The sequence below is a fragment of the Pseudomonas asturiensis genome (genome assembly GCF_900143095.1).
GTDB classification, from domain to species: domain Bacteria; phylum Pseudomonadota; class Gammaproteobacteria; order Pseudomonadales; family Pseudomonadaceae; genus Aquipseudomonas; species Aquipseudomonas asturiensis.
Genome location: NZ_FRDA01000006.1, coordinates 23,149 through 38,173, shown reverse-complemented (window position 1 = coordinate 38,173; position 15,025 = coordinate 23,149). Strand labels below are relative to the sequence as shown.

Annotated in this window: 12 protein-coding genes; 7 read left to right on the top strand and 5 right to left on the bottom strand. The window is 60.2% G+C overall.

Annotation, left to right across the window (positions count from 1 at the left end; translation table 11 throughout):
- Window positions 1-115: 115 nt before the first annotated feature.
- From rsmA to BUB69_RS12425, 4 genes are read right to left on the bottom strand one after another with little or no spacing between them, the layout of a single operon-like run.
- Window positions 116-922, bottom strand: a complete 807-nt coding sequence (gene rsmA / locus BUB69_RS12440) for a 16S rRNA (adenine(1518)-N(6)/adenine(1519)-N(6))-dimethyltransferase RsmA (protein ID WP_073166897.1) — start codon at window positions 920-922, stop codon at window positions 116-118.
- Window positions 919-1,908, bottom strand: coding sequence for a 4-hydroxythreonine-4-phosphate dehydrogenase PdxA (gene pdxA, locus BUB69_RS12435; protein WP_073166894.1), 990 nt, complete (start codon window positions 1,906-1,908; stop codon window positions 919-921). The genes rsmA and pdxA overlap by 4 nt, the downstream gene beginning before the upstream one ends.
- On the bottom strand, window positions 1,905-3,227 hold the full coding sequence (locus BUB69_RS12430; RefSeq protein WP_163032098.1) for a peptidylprolyl isomerase: 1,323 nt from the start codon (window positions 3,225-3,227) through the stop codon (window positions 1,905-1,907). The genes pdxA and BUB69_RS12430 overlap by 4 nt, the downstream gene beginning before the upstream one ends.
- On the bottom strand, window positions 3,208-5,988 hold the full coding sequence (locus BUB69_RS12425) for an LPS-assembly protein LptD (RefSeq protein ID WP_073166891.1): 2,781 nt from the start codon (window positions 5,986-5,988) through the stop codon (window positions 3,208-3,210). The genes BUB69_RS12430 and BUB69_RS12425 overlap by 20 nt, the downstream gene beginning before the upstream one ends.
- A gap of 129 nt (window positions 5,989-6,117) precedes the next feature.
- On the opposite strand from BUB69_RS12425, the gene BUB69_RS12420 reads away from it, so the two are divergent.
- Genes BUB69_RS12420 through BUB69_RS12410 form a run of 3 tightly spaced genes read left to right on the top strand, consistent with a single transcriptional unit; the run spans window position 6,118 to window position 8,623 of the window.
- The gene (locus BUB69_RS12420) at window positions 6,118-7,143 is read left to right on the top strand and encodes an aminoglycoside phosphotransferase family protein (protein WP_073166888.1); all 1,026 of its coding nucleotides are present in this window, start codon (window positions 6,118-6,120) and stop codon (window positions 7,141-7,143) included.
- 41 nt (window positions 7,144-7,184) lie between these two features.
- A complete protein-coding gene (murU, locus tag BUB69_RS12415) occupies window positions 7,185-7,859 on the top strand; it encodes an N-acetylmuramate alpha-1-phosphate uridylyltransferase MurU (protein ID WP_073166884.1) in 675 nt (224 codons plus the stop codon).
- The gene (locus tag BUB69_RS12410; protein ID WP_073166881.1) at window positions 7,856-8,623 is read left to right on the top strand and encodes a TerB family tellurite resistance protein; all 768 of its coding nucleotides are present in this window, start codon (window positions 7,856-7,858) and stop codon (window positions 8,621-8,623) included. The genes murU and BUB69_RS12410 overlap by 4 nt, the downstream gene beginning before the upstream one ends.
- A 128-nt stretch (window positions 8,624-8,751) precedes the next feature.
- Here BUB69_RS12410 and BUB69_RS12405 read toward each other — a convergent pair whose 3' ends face one another.
- Window positions 8,752-9,717, bottom strand: a complete 966-nt coding sequence (locus BUB69_RS12405; protein ID WP_073166877.1) for an alpha/beta hydrolase family protein — start codon at window positions 9,715-9,717, stop codon at window positions 8,752-8,754.
- 154 nt (window positions 9,718-9,871) lie between these two features.
- Here BUB69_RS12405 and BUB69_RS12400 point away from each other — a divergent pair, with 154 nt between their 5' ends.
- The 4 genes from BUB69_RS12400 (at window position 9,872) to BUB69_RS12385 (ending at window position 14,995) form a co-directional block, all read left to right on the top strand.
- Window positions 9,872-11,833 (top strand): sensor histidine kinase, encoded by a 1,962-nt coding sequence (locus BUB69_RS12400; protein ID WP_245825284.1) that lies wholly within the window; start codon window positions 9,872-9,874, stop codon window positions 11,831-11,833.
- Window positions 11,830-12,459, top strand: a complete 630-nt coding sequence (locus BUB69_RS12395) for a response regulator (protein ID WP_004885362.1) — start codon at window positions 11,830-11,832, stop codon at window positions 12,457-12,459. The genes BUB69_RS12400 and BUB69_RS12395 overlap by 4 nt, the downstream gene beginning before the upstream one ends.
- Window positions 12,460-12,753: 294 nt before the next feature.
- Window positions 12,754-13,878, top strand: coding sequence for an ABC transporter ATP-binding protein (locus BUB69_RS12390; protein ID WP_073166871.1), 1,125 nt, complete (start codon window positions 12,754-12,756; stop codon window positions 13,876-13,878).
- Between the two features lie 82 nt (window positions 13,879-13,960).
- On the top strand, window positions 13,961-14,995 hold the full coding sequence (locus tag BUB69_RS12385; protein WP_073166869.1) for a polyamine ABC transporter substrate-binding protein: 1,035 nt from the start codon (window positions 13,961-13,963) through the stop codon (window positions 14,993-14,995).
- Window positions 14,996-15,025 lie beyond the last annotated feature (30 nt).

The window sequence follows — 15,025 nt, the reverse complement described above, 5'->3', positions numbered from 1 at the left end:
AGTAGGCCTTGAAATCCATAGCGAAAAAAACGGGAGCACTGAGTAGAAGCATCAGTCTAGGACAAGTGCGCGGAAAATGACGAATGGCCGTTCGCCGTTCACTTGTCTCGACAGGTTACGGTGCTACGGTCTGCTCGCTGAGCTTGTCGGCCAGGCGTACAAAAGCAGCCAGATCCAGTTGTTCCGGACGCAGGCTGCCGTCTACGCCAGCGCCGGTGATTTCGTCGCTGCTCAACAGCAGCTTGAGCGTGTTGCGCAAGGTCTTGCGGCGCTGGTTGAAGGCTTCGCGTACAACGCGCTCCAGCAGGCGATGATCCTTGGCAGGGTGGGGCAGTGTTTCGTGCGGCACCAGGCGCACAATGGCCGAGTCCACTTTGGGCGGCGGATTGAACGCGCCTGGCCCGACGTTGAACAGGTGCTCCACGCGGCAATGGTACTGGACCATGATCGACAGGCGACCCCAGTCACCGCCGCCCGGGCCCGCCGCGAGGCGCTCGACCACTTCTTTCTGCAGCATGAAGTGCATGTCGCGAATCAGGCTGGCGTTCTGCAACAGATGGAAGATCAACGGTGTGGAGATGTTGTAGGGCAGGTTGCCGACAACGCGCAGGCTGTTGGGTTGTGCGCCCAGACTGTTGAAGTCGAACTTCAATGCATCGCCCTGATGCAGGTTGAAGTTGGGTTTGCCGGCGAACTGGCTGTTGAGGATCGGGATCAGGTCTTTGTCCAGTTCCACGACATCCAGATGAGCCCCGCTGTTGAGCAGGCCTTCGGTCAGCGCGCCCTGGCCTGGCCCGATTTCCAGCAGGCGGTCTTCAGGCTTTGCCCGAATGGCACGCAGGATCTTGTCGATAACGCCTGCGTCGTGCAGGAAGTTCTGCCCGAAACGCTTGCGCGCCCGGTGTTGGTATTGCTCGGTCATGAAGGGGTCTCGGCCATCTGGTAGGCGGTTTGCAGCGCCACGTGCAGGCTGCCGGTGTCGATCTTGCCACTGCCCGCCAGATCCAGCGCGGTGCCGTGGTCGACAGACGTGCGAATGATCGGCAGGCCCAGCGTCACATTGACCGCTGCGCCAAAGCCTTTGTATTTCAGCACCGGCAGGCCCTGATCGTGGTACATCGCCAGCACCGCGTCGCAGTGCTCCAGATATTTGGGGGTAAACAGAGTGTCGGCAGGCAGCGGGCCGCGTAGGTCCAGCCCATCGCTGCGCAGACGCTCCAGAGTCGGTTCGATGATGTCTATTTCCTCGCGCCCCAGATGCCCGCTTTCACCGGCATGAGGGTTGAGGCCGCACACCAGGATGCGCGGGTGGGCGATGCCGAACTTGTTCACCAGATCGGCGTGCAGGATGCGCGTGACGCGCTCCAGGCGATCTGGCGTGATGGCGTCGGCCACATCGCGCAATGGCAAATGCGTAGTCACCAGAGCAACGCGCAGATCGCCGGTGGCCAGCATCATCACGACCTGTTCGGTATGGGTCAGTTCGGCAAGGAATTCGGTGTGTCCTGAAAAGGCGAACCCGCCTTCGTTGATCACGCCCTTATGGACCGGTGCTGTGATCATGCCGCTGAACAGGCCGTCAAGGCAGCCTTGCCCGGCGCGTGTCAGGGTTTGCAGCACGAACCCGGCGTTGGCCTTGTTCAGCTCACCTGTGACCACCCGTTGCGCCAATGGCGTGTCCCAGACATACAGGCTGCCGGCGGGCGCTGGCGCGTCCGGGAAGGCATCGGGGGCAGCGTCGATCAGGTTGACGACCACACCCAGCTGCGCGGCCCGCTCAAGGAGCAGGTCACGGCTGGTGATGGCAATCAGGGGGTGTGGCTGAGGCTGCGTGGCGAGCAGCAGGCAAAGGTCAGGACCTATGCCGGCCGGCTCGCCGGGTGTCAGTGCGAAGCGCTTTGGCGTCACTGTGCAGCCTGGGCTGCGCCAGGGAGCTTGATTTCAACGTAGGCTTCGTCACGGATCTGACGCAGCCAGGTTTGCAGCTCTTCGTCGTACTTGCGGTTACGCAGCACGTTCAGGGCTTGCTGGTCACGGGCCTGGCTGGTGGCGTCCGTGGCGCGACGGCCAAGTACTTCCAGTACGTGCCAGCCATAAGCGGTCTTGAACGGCTTGGACACCACGCCCTGAGGCGTTTCAGTCATGACTTCACGGAATTCCGGAACCAGCGAGTTGGGGTCGACCCAGTTCAGGTCACCACCGTTGAGCGCCGAGCCCGGATCTTCCGAGAAGCTCTTGGCCAGCTCGCCGAAGTCTTCGCCGTTTTCAATGCGCTCGTAGATCTTGGTGGCCAGACGACGGGTTTCATCTTCGCTGCGAATTTCGCTTGGCTTGATCAGGATGTGACGCACATGAACTTCATCACGCATCTGGGCCTGACCTTGTCCGCCGCGTTTTTCCAGCAGCTTGAGAATAATGAAGCCACCAGGCGTACGCGCCGGAGGCGTCACGTCACCGATCGGCATCGAACTGAGCATATCGCCGAAAGGTGGAGGCAGTTGCGCGGCTTTGCGCCAGCCCATGTCACCGCCTTCCAGTGCGCTTTCGCTCGACGATTTGGCAATTGCCATCTGCGCGAAGTCGGCACCTTTCTTCAGTTGGTCGTAGACATCCTTGGCCTTGCGCGCGGCGGCCTGAATGGCATCGGACGATGCGCTGTCAGGCGTGGCGATCATGATGTTGGCCAGGTGAAACTCTTCGGACAACTGAGCCTTGCCCAGGTCGGAGGCCAGGAAGTTCTTCACTTCCTGCTCGGACACCTGGATACGCTCGGCTACGCGGCGCTGGCGCACACGGCTGATGATCATTTCCCGGCGAACCTGCTCGCGTGCATCGTTGTACGAGAGACCATCGTGGGCGAGGGCAGCGCGGAACTGCTCCACGCTCATGTTGTTACGCTGGGCAATGGTGCCGATGGCCTGGTTCAGCTCTTCGTCAGTGACGCGGATGCCGGAACGCTCGCCGATCTGCAGCTGCAGGTTTTCCAGAATCAGACGATCCAGAACCTGCTGCTGCAGCGCTTCGGCGGGCGGTACGCCCGACCCGCGCTTGGCGATGGTTTGCTGAACTTCGCGAACACGCTGGTCCATCTGGCTTTTCATGATCACGTCGTTATCGACGATGGCCACAACACTGTCCAGAGGTTGAACCGCTGCATGCACGGCGCCGCTCAGGAGTAACGCGCCCAGCATCAGCGGGCGCAGACAATCAGAAAGCTTGGTCTTCACGTTCACGATAACCTTGGATGCCTTTGTCGAGGAAGCTCTCTACTTTGGCGCCGGTCACGCCGCCGAGTCCCTTCAACACGATTTGTAGGAATATACCGCGGTCGCCTTTTTCGTTCTGAGGCGCTTCCTGGCTGAATTCGTCGTAATCAACCCAGTAACGGTTGATCAGGCGCAGTTTCCAGCAGCAGTTGTCGTATTCGAAACCACCAAAGGCCTCGATGGTACGGTCGCGGTTGTAGTCATATTGCCAGCGGCTGATAAGGCTCCACTGCGGCACGATTGGCCAGATGACCGAGAAGTCGTGCTGCTGGATCTTGTAGTAATCCTTCACGTAGTTCGGATCGCCCGGGCTGCCGTAGTCACCACCGCCCACGGTCCAGCGGCCAGTGGTCTGGTCGAACCGGATCTGGTCGTTGCGATAGCGATAGCCGACGTTGACGACCTTGTTCGGGTTGTCTTCAGGCTGGTAATGGAACATCGCGCTGCCCGAACGGGTGCTCTTGCTGTCCGGATCCCAGTTGAAATCGGAGTTGAAGCGCCAGTCGCGGTTGAAGCGGTATTCGTATTCCAGTGCGTAAGGCGACACGTTGGCCTTGGCGTCGTCGCGGTCTGCGAATACCACACCCGGCAATTGCACCTTGCGGTCTTCGAAGTACAGCGCCTGGCCAATGCTGAAGCGCTGACGCTCGAAACCGTTCTCTTCGATCCAGCGGTTGGTCACGCCCAGCGACAGTTTGTTTTCGTCGCCGATGCGGTCGGAACCGGTGAAGCGGTTGTCACGGAACAGCGAGGCGTAGTTGAAGGTGCTTTCGCTTGAGTCGAATACCGGAATGTCGGTCTGGTCTTTCTCGGGAACATAGAGATAGAACAGGCGCGGTTCCAGCGTCTGGCGATAGTCTTTGCCGAACCACTGCGTATTACGGTCGAAGTAAAGGCCGCTGTCGACGCTGAAGATCGGCACGGAGCGGCTCTGGCTGCTGCTGTACTCTTCGTCAGCCAGCAGTGTGCTCTTGCCCTGGCTGTCCAGATCCAGATCGTACTGGGTGTAGACATACTTGAGCTTTGGCGTCAGGAAGCCGTAGGTCCAGTTCATCGGCAGGCTCACCGACGGTGCCAGGTTCAGACGGTCGCCGTTGGAGCGGGCCAGACCTGCAACGTTTCTGTCCAGACGAGGTGTCGAGTTGCCGTTTTCGTCGATGAAGTTGCCGTTACGCAGGTCGCGTTCGAAGCGCACCGCTTCTGTCTGGTAGTCGAACTTCAGGCCGCCCGGGTTGTAAGGCAGGGTGCCGTTGAAGGTGATCTGTGGCAGACGGTTGTAAGGCGTGATGTTCGCAACGGTCGCCAGCTTGTACGCCTGGGCGTTGAAGACTGCCGAATAGTTGTCGCCGCGATACGTCAGGGAACCCTGCTGGTTGATGTAGTCGGTTCTCTTGACGCCGATCTGATCGGTTTCCAGGTCCTGGAAGTAATACGGATCGCTGATGTCGGTGTAGTCGACCTTGGTCAGCCAGCGGGTATCGAGACCGCCCACGTGCTGCCAGTTGATCATCCAGCGTGTCTTGTCGTAGTCGGACTGCTGCCTGCGTTCGTCGTTCTCGTCGTTCAGGTATGCGCCGCCAAACTGGCCTTCGCTGCCTTTGGTCAGATAACGGAACTCGCCTTCCATCAACAGGCCGCGATCGGCCATGTAGCGTGGATACAGCGTGGCGTCGTAGTTCGGCGCCAGGTTGAAGTAGTACGGCGTGACCAGCGTGAAGCCGTTGTCGCCACCTGCCGAGATGGTCGGCGGCAGGAAACCTGACTGGCGACGATCGTCGATCGGGAAGTAGATGTACGGGGTGTAGAGGACCGGTATGTCCTTGACCCGCAACGTTACGTTGGTCGCGGTGCCGAAACCGGTCGCCGGGTTCAGCGTGATGTTGTTGCCTTTCAGCGTCCAGGCGTTGCTGCCCGGTTCGCAGGAGGTGTACGTACCGTCCTTGAGACGAATGATCGCGTTCTCTGCACGCTTGGCGTACAGGGCGTTACCACGAATGTTCGACTTGTGCAGAACGTACTCGGCGTTGTCGACACGGGCTTCGCCGGTATCGAGCTGCAGCTCGGCCTTGTCACCGACGATCAGTGCGCCGTTGTCGCGCAGACGGACATCGCCGTTCAGCTCGCCACGGTTTTCGGCTTGATGCAGGGCGGCCTCCTGGGCCTGTACCTGCATGCTGCCCTGACGCAGCACAACGTCACCCGCGAGGGTCGCAACCTGTGCTTCCTGCTCGTAACGCGAGGCTTTAGCACCGACGAACATCGGTGCCTCACTCATCGGTGTCTTGTCATCCATGCCTGGGCGAATCGGCTCTACGTAGGCACCCGAGCAGTACGGACCGGTTTCGGCCAGTTGCGCTGCGGTGAGCTTTTCGCGAGGAACCCAATCGAGGTGGCTGTAGTCAGCACTACGCGACTTCAGGCCTTTACCCTTGGCTTCGGTCACCAGTTGCGTGGTGGCTGCCGGTTGACCGTCGACGGTACTGTCCGACGTCACGGTGCCGTTGGAACTGACCGACGTTGTGCTGTGCACAGGACGTGGAGGCAGCTCTACGGCAGCGGTAGAGGATTTCGGCGCACAGTTCCAGGCACCCGAAGCAGAGACTGAGCAGTCATACTGTTCCGCGGCGACCACGAACTGAGTGGCCAGAGGTTGCATCGCCAGCAGACTGCCGGTTACGAGCAACGGAAATTTTTTACGAAACGCGGGGGATTTCAATGCCATCTTATTAGTCCGGGCTTCCTGCGCGCCATCTGCCCGCGGGGGGGCCGCACGCCTCTCGATGGGCTGAAAAAGATCCCGGATAATAAAGCATGACCCGCTTGACGGCTAGCGCCGTCGGAGACCCTTGTAATGCCAGATCAAGATATACGCCTGCAATCCCTGAAAGTTTGGCTCGACGAGCAGTTGCCAGCGCTGTTCGCGGCGCAAAATTGGGGCGCCGTACCCCCGGCTACATTGACTGCGGCCAGTAGTGATGCCAGTTTTCGCCGATACTTTCGCTGGGAAGGCGAGGGTCGAACTTTTATTGTCATGGACGCGCCGCCACCCCAGGAAAACTGCAAACCGTTCGTTGATATCGCTCATTTGCTGGAAAAGTCGGGCATCAATGTTCCGAAAATTTACGCCGAAGACCTCGAACAGGGCTTTTTACTGCTCAACGATCTGGGTCGTCAGACTTATCTGGACGTGATCGATGCCGATAACGCCGATGCATTGTTCGCCGATGCCATCGACGCGTTGCTGGCGTATCAGCAGTTACCGATGGACGCGCCGTTGCCCAGCTACGACGTGGCATTGTTGCGCCGTGAGCTTGAGTTGTTTCCCGAGTGGTACGTGAAACGTCATCTGGGCGTCGACATGGACGAGGCGCAGTTGACCGACTGGCGTCAGGCCAGCGAGCTGTTGATCGAAAGCGCGTTGATACAGCCCAAAGTGCTGGTGCATCGCGACTACATGCCCCGTAACCTGATGATCAGCGAGCCCAATCCCGGTGTGCTGGATTTTCAGGATGCTGTTTACGGGCCGGTGACCTACGACATTACCTGTCTGTTCAAGGACGCGTTCCTGAGCTGGCCGCAGGAACGTGTCACGGGCTGGTTGAAAGGCTACTGGGAGCAGGCGCGCGCGCAGGGCATTGCGGTTCATGACGACTTCGCCGCGTTCGAGCGAGCCAGCGACCTGATGGGTGTGCAGCGTCACTTGAAAGTCATCGGGATCTTCGCGCGCATTTGTCATCGCGACGGCAAGCCTCGTTATCTGGGCGACGTGCCACGCTTTTTCGCCTATATAGAAGCCGTTCTTTCGCGACGCCCGGAGCTGGCGCAACTGGGTCAGTTGCTGACCAGCCTGCAGCAGCCGGTCGAGACGGCCGTTTGAATCATTTTTGAAAAGGTATCGATTGTGTTGAAGAGGACTGCATGAAAGCGATGATTCTCGCCGCCGGGAAAGGCGAGCGCATGCGCCCGCTGACCCTGCACACGCCAAAACCTCTGGTGCGTGCGGGCGGTGTTCCCCTGATCGAGTATCACCTCAATGCCTTGCGTGAGGCCGGATTTCACGACCTGGTCATCAACCACGCGTGGCTGGGCCAGCAGATCGAGGACTATGTGGGTGACGGGCAGCGTCTGGGCCTTGATATCCGTTACTCGCCTGAAGGCGAGCCTCTGGAGACCGGTGGCGGCATCTTTCGCGCCTTGCCGTTGCTGGGTGATGACCCGTTTGTGGTGGTCAATGGCGACATCTGGACCGATTACAACTTCGCCGCATTACGTACCCCGCTGGCAGGGCTAGCGCATCTGGTGCTGATCGACAACCCGGCGCATCACCCGAGCGGCGACTTCTCGCTGGTCGATGGTCAGGTGCGCGATGACGACTCGGCCGGAGCGCGCCTCACGTATAGCGGTATCGCCATCCTGCACCCGCGTCTGTTTGCGGGATGTGAGGCGGGCGCGTTCAAGCTGGCACCGCTATTGCGCGACGCCATGCGTGACGGAAAGGTGACCGGCGAGCATTTCAAAGGGCGCTGGGTGGATGTCGGCACCCACGAACGTCTGGCCGAAGTGGAACAGCTGTTGTCGGGACGCGCTGAATGATCTGGCCGGGCACGCTGGCAGGTGCCGGGATCGGCTATGCCATCGCCGACATTCCTGGCGCGCTGCTGGGCGCATTGCTGGGGCAGGCGCTGGATCGGCGGCTGAAGCTGTACAGCTGGGCGCACTTGCGCGAGCGTCTGGGTGGTCGCGCGGCCATTCATGACGATGAGTTGCTGTTCGTATTGCTGGGGCGTCTGGCCAAATGTGACGGGCGCGTCGTTGCCAGTCACATCCATCAGGCGCGTGCAGAGATGCAGCAGTTGGGCCTGGGCAAGGCCGATCAACTGCGCGCAATCAATGCGTTCAAACGCGGCAAGGATGGCACTGACGGGCTGCGCAGTTACCTGCGTCGTCTGCGTGGCCAGCCGGACAGCACTGAGGGGTTGTTGCGCGCCTGCTGGCGAATGGCGTGGGCCGACGGCAAGGCGTCACGGGCCGAGCGCGAGCTGATAGGTGTCTGGGGAATGTGGTTGGGCTGGACCGAGCCGCAGATCGAAGCGCTGTCTGCCGAACATGACCCGATGAAACGCCCGCCGATCAGCAGCAGCGATGTCTACAAGGGTGCGATGCTGTTGCTGGGCGTGCAGGCCGACACCGACCCTGTGAGCATCAAACGCGCGTATCGGCGATTGCTCAGCAGGCATCACCCGGACAAGATCGCAGGTTCGGGCGCCAGCTCGCTGCAGGTCCGGGTGGCGACCGAAAAAACCAGCGAGTTGCACAATGCCTATCGGGTGATCAAGGCGCGTCGCGGGTTCCAGTGAGCAGGCATTGATCTGAAGACCCTCTTCGCGGACAAGTCCGCTCCTACGTGTTCATCAATCTGTAGGAGTGGACTTGTCCACGAAAGCTATTTTGAGGACGCAGCATTTCTGGTGAGGCGTGCCAACCGCTATTTAGCCTCGACCCAGCCGCGTACCCGGCGGAAGATTTGTTCCTGTTCGGTTTCCTGATTGCCCGCGATACTGAGCAGCCCGATTTGCGTGAAGCCCGGACCTTTGGCGCGTTTGCTGGCTTGCAGGCGGTCCGTTGCGGCCTGTTGGTCCGGGGTTTTGTAGATGAAGTCCCCGGTCTTGACCTTCAGTTCAGGCACCATGTCGCGCAACGAGGGCGCAAGGTTGAGCGGTTCGCGTGCGGCAACCATCACCAGTTTCTGTACCAGAGGCGATGGCCGTTCGCTCATGTAGCGCGCCGCCCAATAAGCACCGCTGCTGTGGCCCAGCAACACGATGCTGTGTGCCTTGTTCTGTTGTGCAAACGCAATTGCGCTATCAATGCGGGCAAACACCCGTTCGGCCTGTGCCTTGTTGCTTTCTTCATCGGCTGCTGCCTTGGCCGTCTCGGCGCTGGCCTGGGCTTCTGCCTCTGCGGTCGCATCTTTCGCAGGCGCGTCCTTTGGCACTGCCTTGGCTTTTTCTGCACCGGCGTCGCCAGTCGCTGCTTCAGGTTCACGCGGCATCAACGCAGTGTCCTGGGCGTCGGGCAGGGTGACGCTCAGGCTGGCCCAACCGACATCGGGAAACTTGCGGCGCAGCGGCCCGACCACATCAGGCCAGTCCGGAGACTCGCCGGCGCCGGGCAGGATAATGACCGCGCCTTGCGGCTCTGGCGTATTGGCCGGCTTCCACAGCGCCAGGAAGCTTTCGTCTCCTGCCTGCAACTGTTGCTGGTCTTGCCGGGGCAACTGACGCTCAAGCGCCAGAGCATCTTCCTGCGCACGACTGAGCAAGGGTGCGCGCTCTTCAGGTGTCTCTTTGGCAGCATCCTTTGGCGCATCGGCGGCCATTGCAGGTAGGGCGCAAGGGACGATCAATGACAGAAACAATGCAGGAAACATTGCGCGAATGGTGTAGGACATCGGATATTCCAAGCCAGAAACTATCCCGGCAGCCTAATGGGTTGATCGGCTTTTGTCAGGCACGCGCCTTTGCGCAATACTTTTACATGAGAACGACACGTTGCTAACTCGTCTTTGGCGCATCGGTTTTATCGGCTGCCTGGCTGTGCTCTTGATGGCGCAAGCGGCGAATGCACAGTTCGATGAGCCTGGCCTGGTGGCTCGTGCTCAATTGAGCCCGACGCAGCGCGACTGGCTGACCCGGCATGGCCCGCTGCGCGTTGGACTGGTGTTGCGCGCGCCCTATGCGCAGTTCGATCAACGCCTGCAACAACTGTCGGGCGCTAACGTTGACCTCATGAATGCGCTGGCGGCCACGCTGCCGGTCGAACTGCTGTGGCGAAACTTCTCCGATCAGGCCGCGCTGGAAAAGGCGCTGGCCGATGGCGAAGTGGACGTCGCACCGGGTCTCATGCAGACGCCGGCAGGACTGCGGCATTGGCTGTTTTCTGATCCGTATCTACGTGTCTCACAGTTGCTGATCGGCGAGCGTGATGGCAGCGCTGTGGTGGATCTGGACAAGCTCGACAGCCTTTCGCGGGTCGCGGTGCGCATGCCCAGTACGACGGCGGACTACCTGCGCAGTAACTACCCGCACCTGAACCTGCAAGGCGTACCGCTCGAACGCCAGGCTCTGCAACTCCTGCTCAGCCAGCAGGCGCGCTATGCCGTGGCCGATGAAGCGCAACTCAGTCGTCTGTTGCGCGAGCCTGAGTTTGCCGGGTTGGCGGTGGTGGGCGATATCGGTCTGCCGTTGTTGCTGAGGGTCGCGTCGCGTCGAGATGAGCCGCAACTGGCGGACATCGTCGCCGAGGCCTTGCGCACCATCCCGGCCAAGGAGCTGGAGCAATTGCACACCCGCTGGATGCCCATGACGCCTGCGCATTTCAGCGAGTCGCCAGGGCTCTGGCAAAACCTCTGCATCTTGTTGCTGGTCATGATGCTCGCCTGTTTTGCCATCGTGATCTGGCAACGTCGCCAGCAACGGGCACTTGAGCAGGAGCTGTTGGCGGCCCGCGACGACATTGCCCGTCGAGTGCAGGGGGAGGAATCGCTGCGGCTGGCGCAGTTTTCCATCGACCAGAGCACCGTCGGCATTTTGTGGGTCAATTGGGACAGCCGCGTGCGCTACGCCAACCAGGCAGCGGAGACCATGCTCGGGTATGCGCCGGGGAAGGTGGTCGAGCGCCCCCTGATCGATTTCGACCCCGGCCTGCATATGGACCGCTGGCTCAACCTGTGGAAAAACGCCCGCTCTGCCGAAGACAGCCCGCAGTTGTTCGAGACCAATTGTGTGTGCGCCGACGGCAGTGTGCTGCCGGTCGATGTGTCACTGAGCTTCTTGCGCTTTCGTGAGGCGGAGTATCTGGTGGTCTTCCTCAGCGACGTCAGCGAGCGCCGTCGCGCCCACGATCAATTGCGTGAACTGTCGGCCCACCTGGAAAGTGTGCGCGAAGAAGAGAAGGCCAGGATCGCCCGTGAGGTTCACGACGAGCTGGGGCAAATGTTGACGGTGCTCAAGCTGGAAACGTCGATGTGTGAACTGGCTTACGCTGATCTGGACCCGGGATTGAGCGACCGGCTGGGGAGCATGAAAAAGCTGATCGCGCAGCTATTCCAACTGGTGCGCGATGTGGCCACAGCATTGCGGCCGCCGATTCTCGATGCCGGCATTGCCTCGGCCATCGAGTGGCAGGCCCGACGCTTTGAATCGCGCACGCAGATTCCTTGTCTGGTGCAGGTCCCGGACAACCTGCCCGTGCTCAGCGATGCCAGGGCAACGGGCATGTTCAGGATTCTTCAGGAGGCGCTGACCAACGTGATGCGGCACGCCCAGGCGCACACCGTCGAGATCAGCCTGACGCTTGAAGGGGATGTGATGTGCATGACCATTGCCGACGACGGGCAGGGCTTCGTCATCGAGCCGGGCAGGCCGGTGTCGTTTGGTGTCGTCGGGATGCGTGAGCGTGTATTGATGCTGGGTGGCCGATTGGAGCTGGACAGCGAGCTGGGTGAGGGCACAACCTTGCGCGCTTATATTCCGTTGGACCCCGCTGGACAGGAGCGAGCAAAGTGATCCGTGTACTGGTAGCCGAAGACCACACCATCGTGCGTGAGGGGATCAAGCAATTGATCGGCCTGGCCAAGGACCTGCAAGTGGTGGGCGAGGCCAGCAATGGCGAGCAGTTGCTCGAAACCCTGCGCCATGTGGCCTGTGAAGTGGTGCTGCTGGACATTTCAATGCCAGGCGTCAACGGTCTGGAAGCGATTCCCAGAATTCGTGCGCTGAACAATCCGCCGGCCATTCTGGTGCTGTCGATGCACGATGAGGCTCAGATGGCGGCGCGTGCATTGAAGGTCGGTGCAGCCGGCTACGCCACCAAGGACAGCGATCCGGCATTGCTGCTGACAGCGATTCGCCGGGTGGCGGCGGGCGGGCGATACATCGACCCGGAACTGGCCGACCGGATGGTGTTCGAAGTGGGCCTTACTGACAATCGGCCGCTGCACTCACTGCTGTCGGAACGCGAGTTTTCGGTATTCGAACGTTTGGCCCAAGGCGCGAACGTCAATGACATTGCCCAGCAACTGGCGCTGAGCAGCAAGACCATCAGCACCCACAAAGCGCGGCTGATGCAGAAAATGAAGCTCAACTCGTTGGCCGATCTCGTGAAATACGCGATGGAGCACAAGCTGCTCTGAGTCTGAAAACGACATGCATCAGCGTTCTGGACACCGCGCCGTGGGAGCGGACTTGTCCGCGAAAAATGGGTCAGGCGACGCAGATGCTCAGGGTTGACGCTCTTGCTCGGACAGGCCCGCTTCCACCTGATGCTGTGCAATGTCGAAGACATGTCCAATCCCGCCATCCCTGTAGGGCAATCCCTACCCCAAGCCTTCCAGACCGCCTAGCCTAATCTCTCATTACCCCCGATTTGCGGGGGCTTCGGGCTGTTCTAGTCTTGAAGCCACGCAGACAAAACAAAGGTGTGGGTAATGAGCGACGTCGATACAAGCGCTGGAGCAAGTGATGTTCTGGTCAGCTTTCGTGGTGTGCAGAAGAGCTACGACGGCGAAGCACTGATCGTCAAAGACCTTAACCTGGACATTCGCAAGGGCGAGTTCCTGACCCTGCTCGGGCCGTCCGGCTCCGGCAAGACCACCAGCCTGATGATGCTGGCCGGTTTCGAAACCCCCACCGCCGGTGAAATCCTGCTCGGCGGCCGCGCCATCAACAATGTGCCGCCGCACAAGCGCGACATCGGCATGGTGTTCCAGAACTACGCGTTGTTCCCGCACATGACGGTTGCCGAGAACCTGGCGTTCCCGCTGTCGGTGCGTGGCATGAGCAAGACCGACGTTGGCGAGAAGGTGAAGCGTGCGCTGGAAATGGTCCAGTTGCACAGCTTCGCTCACCGCTACCCGGCGCAGTTGTCAGGCGGTCAGCAACAGCGCGTCGCTCTGGCGCGTGCGCTGGTCTTCGAACCGCAGCTGGTGTTGATGGACGAACCCCTGGGTGCGCTCGACAAACAGTTGCGCGAACACATGCAGATGGAAATCAAACACCTGCACCAGCGTCTTGGTGTGACCGTGGTTTACGTGACCCACGATCAGGGCGAAGCGCTGACCATGTCTGACCGTGTAGCCGTATTCCACCAGGGCGAAATCCAGCAGATCGCCCCACCGCGCAACCTGTATGAAGAGCCGAGAAATACCTTCGTCGCCAACTTCATCGGCGAAAACAATCGCCTCAATGGGCGTCTGGTCAGCCAGGACGGCGACCGTTGCGTGGTCGAGCTTGAGCGCGGTGAAAAAGTCCACGCTCTGGCGATCAACGTGGGTCAGCCAGGCGGGCCGGTCACGCTTTCGATTCGCCCGGAGCGCATCCACCTCAATGGCCGCAGCGAAAGCTGTGCCAACCGTTTTTCCGGCCGTGTGGCCGAGTTCATCTATCTGGGCGACCACGTGCGTGTGCGTCTGGAAGTGGCAGGCAAGACCGACTTCTTCGTCAAACAGCCCATCGCCGAGCTGGACCCTGCGCTGAGTGTTGGCGACGTGGTGCCGATCGGCTGGCAAGTCGAGCACGTCCGCGCGCTCGACCCCTTGCAGCAAGTGCATTGATCCATCGATAAAAGCAATAACAGAGGCGAATTCATCGCCCACCCCAATCGCTTACCAACACTGCTCGTGGAGAAAAGAATAAATGCTGAAATCATTGAAGTTCACCGCCATCACCCTGGGCATGATGTGCGCAGCGCAGACCATGGCAGCCACAGACCTGACGGTCATTTCCTTCGGCGGTGCCAACAAGGCCGCTCAGGAAAAAGCCTTTTACGCGCCGTGGGAAAAGGCGGGTAAAGGCAAGATCATTGCCGGTGAGTACAACGGTGAAATGGCCAAGATCAAAACCATGGTAGACACCAAGAGTGTTTCCTGGGATCTGGTAGAAGTCGAGTCGCCGGAGCTGGCTCGTGGTTGCAGTGAGGATATGTTTGAGGAGCTGGATCCAGCCACGCTGGGCAAGGCAGCTGACTTTGTTCCTGGCGCGATTACTACCTGCGGCGCTGGTTTCTTCGTCTGGTCCACGGTGTTGGCGTACAACGCCGACAAGCTGTCCAGCGCGCCGAGCGGCTGGGCGGATTTCTGGGATACCAAGAAATTCCCGGGTAAGCGTGGCCTGCGCAAGGGTGCCAAGTACACCCTGGAATTCGCTTTGATGGCCGACGGTGTTGCGCCGAAGGATGTCTACAAAGTGCTGGCCAGTAAAAACGGCCAGGACCGCGCGTTCAAGAAACTTGATGAGCTCAAACCGAGCATTCAATGGTGGGAAGCTGGCGCACAGCCGCCACAGTACCTCGCTTCCGGCGACGTGGTGATGAGTTCGGCCTACAACGGCCGTATCGCTGCCGTGCAGAAAGAAAGCAACTTGAAGGTGGTCTGGACCGGCGGCGTTTACGACTTCGACGCATGGGCCATTCCGAAGGGTTCGAAAAACGCTGAAGCGGCTAAGAAGTTCATCGAATACAGCCTGATGCCGGAGCAGCAGAAGGTCTACTCGCAAAACATCGCCTACGGCCCGGTCAACACCCAGGCTGTTGCGCTGCTGGACAAGGAAACCCTGCAGAACATGCCGACCACGCCTGAAAACATCAAGGATCAGGTGCAGATGGACGTGGCGTTCTGGAACGACAATGGCGAATCCCTGGAGCAGCGTTTCACTGCCTGGGCCGCCAAGTAATCGCGTTACGTTGAGTTAGATCCGGGTGTT

Bases quoted from the DNA above. Each gene is read 5' to 3' on its own strand.
- rsmA (WP_073166897.1), bottom strand. From the start codon at position 922: ATGACCGAGCAATACCAACACCGGGCGCGCAAGCGTTTCGGGCAGAAC.
- BUB69_RS12425 (WP_073166891.1), bottom strand. From the start codon at position 5,988: ATGGCATTGAAATCCCCCGCGTTTCGTAAAAAATTTCCGTTGCTCGTA.
- BUB69_RS12420 (WP_073166888.1), top strand. From the start codon at position 6,118: ATGCCAGATCAAGATATACGCCTGCAATCCCTGAAAGTTTGGCTCGAC.
- murU (WP_073166884.1), top strand. From the start codon at position 7,185: ATGAAAGCGATGATTCTCGCCGCCGGGAAAGGCGAGCGCATGCGCCCG.
- BUB69_RS12410 (WP_073166881.1), top strand. From the start codon at position 7,856: ATGATCTGGCCGGGCACGCTGGCAGGTGCCGGGATCGGCTATGCCATC.
- BUB69_RS12405 (WP_073166877.1), bottom strand. From the start codon at position 9,717: ATGTCCTACACCATTCGCGCAATGTTTCCTGCATTGTTTCTGTCATTG.
- BUB69_RS12400 (WP_245825284.1), top strand. From the start codon at position 9,872: ATGGCGCAAGCGGCGAATGCACAGTTCGATGAGCCTGGCCTGGTGGCT.
- BUB69_RS12390 (WP_073166871.1), top strand. From the start codon at position 12,754: ATGAGCGACGTCGATACAAGCGCTGGAGCAAGTGATGTTCTGGTCAGC.
- BUB69_RS12385 (WP_073166869.1), top strand. From the start codon at position 13,961: ATGCTGAAATCATTGAAGTTCACCGCCATCACCCTGGGCATGATGTGC.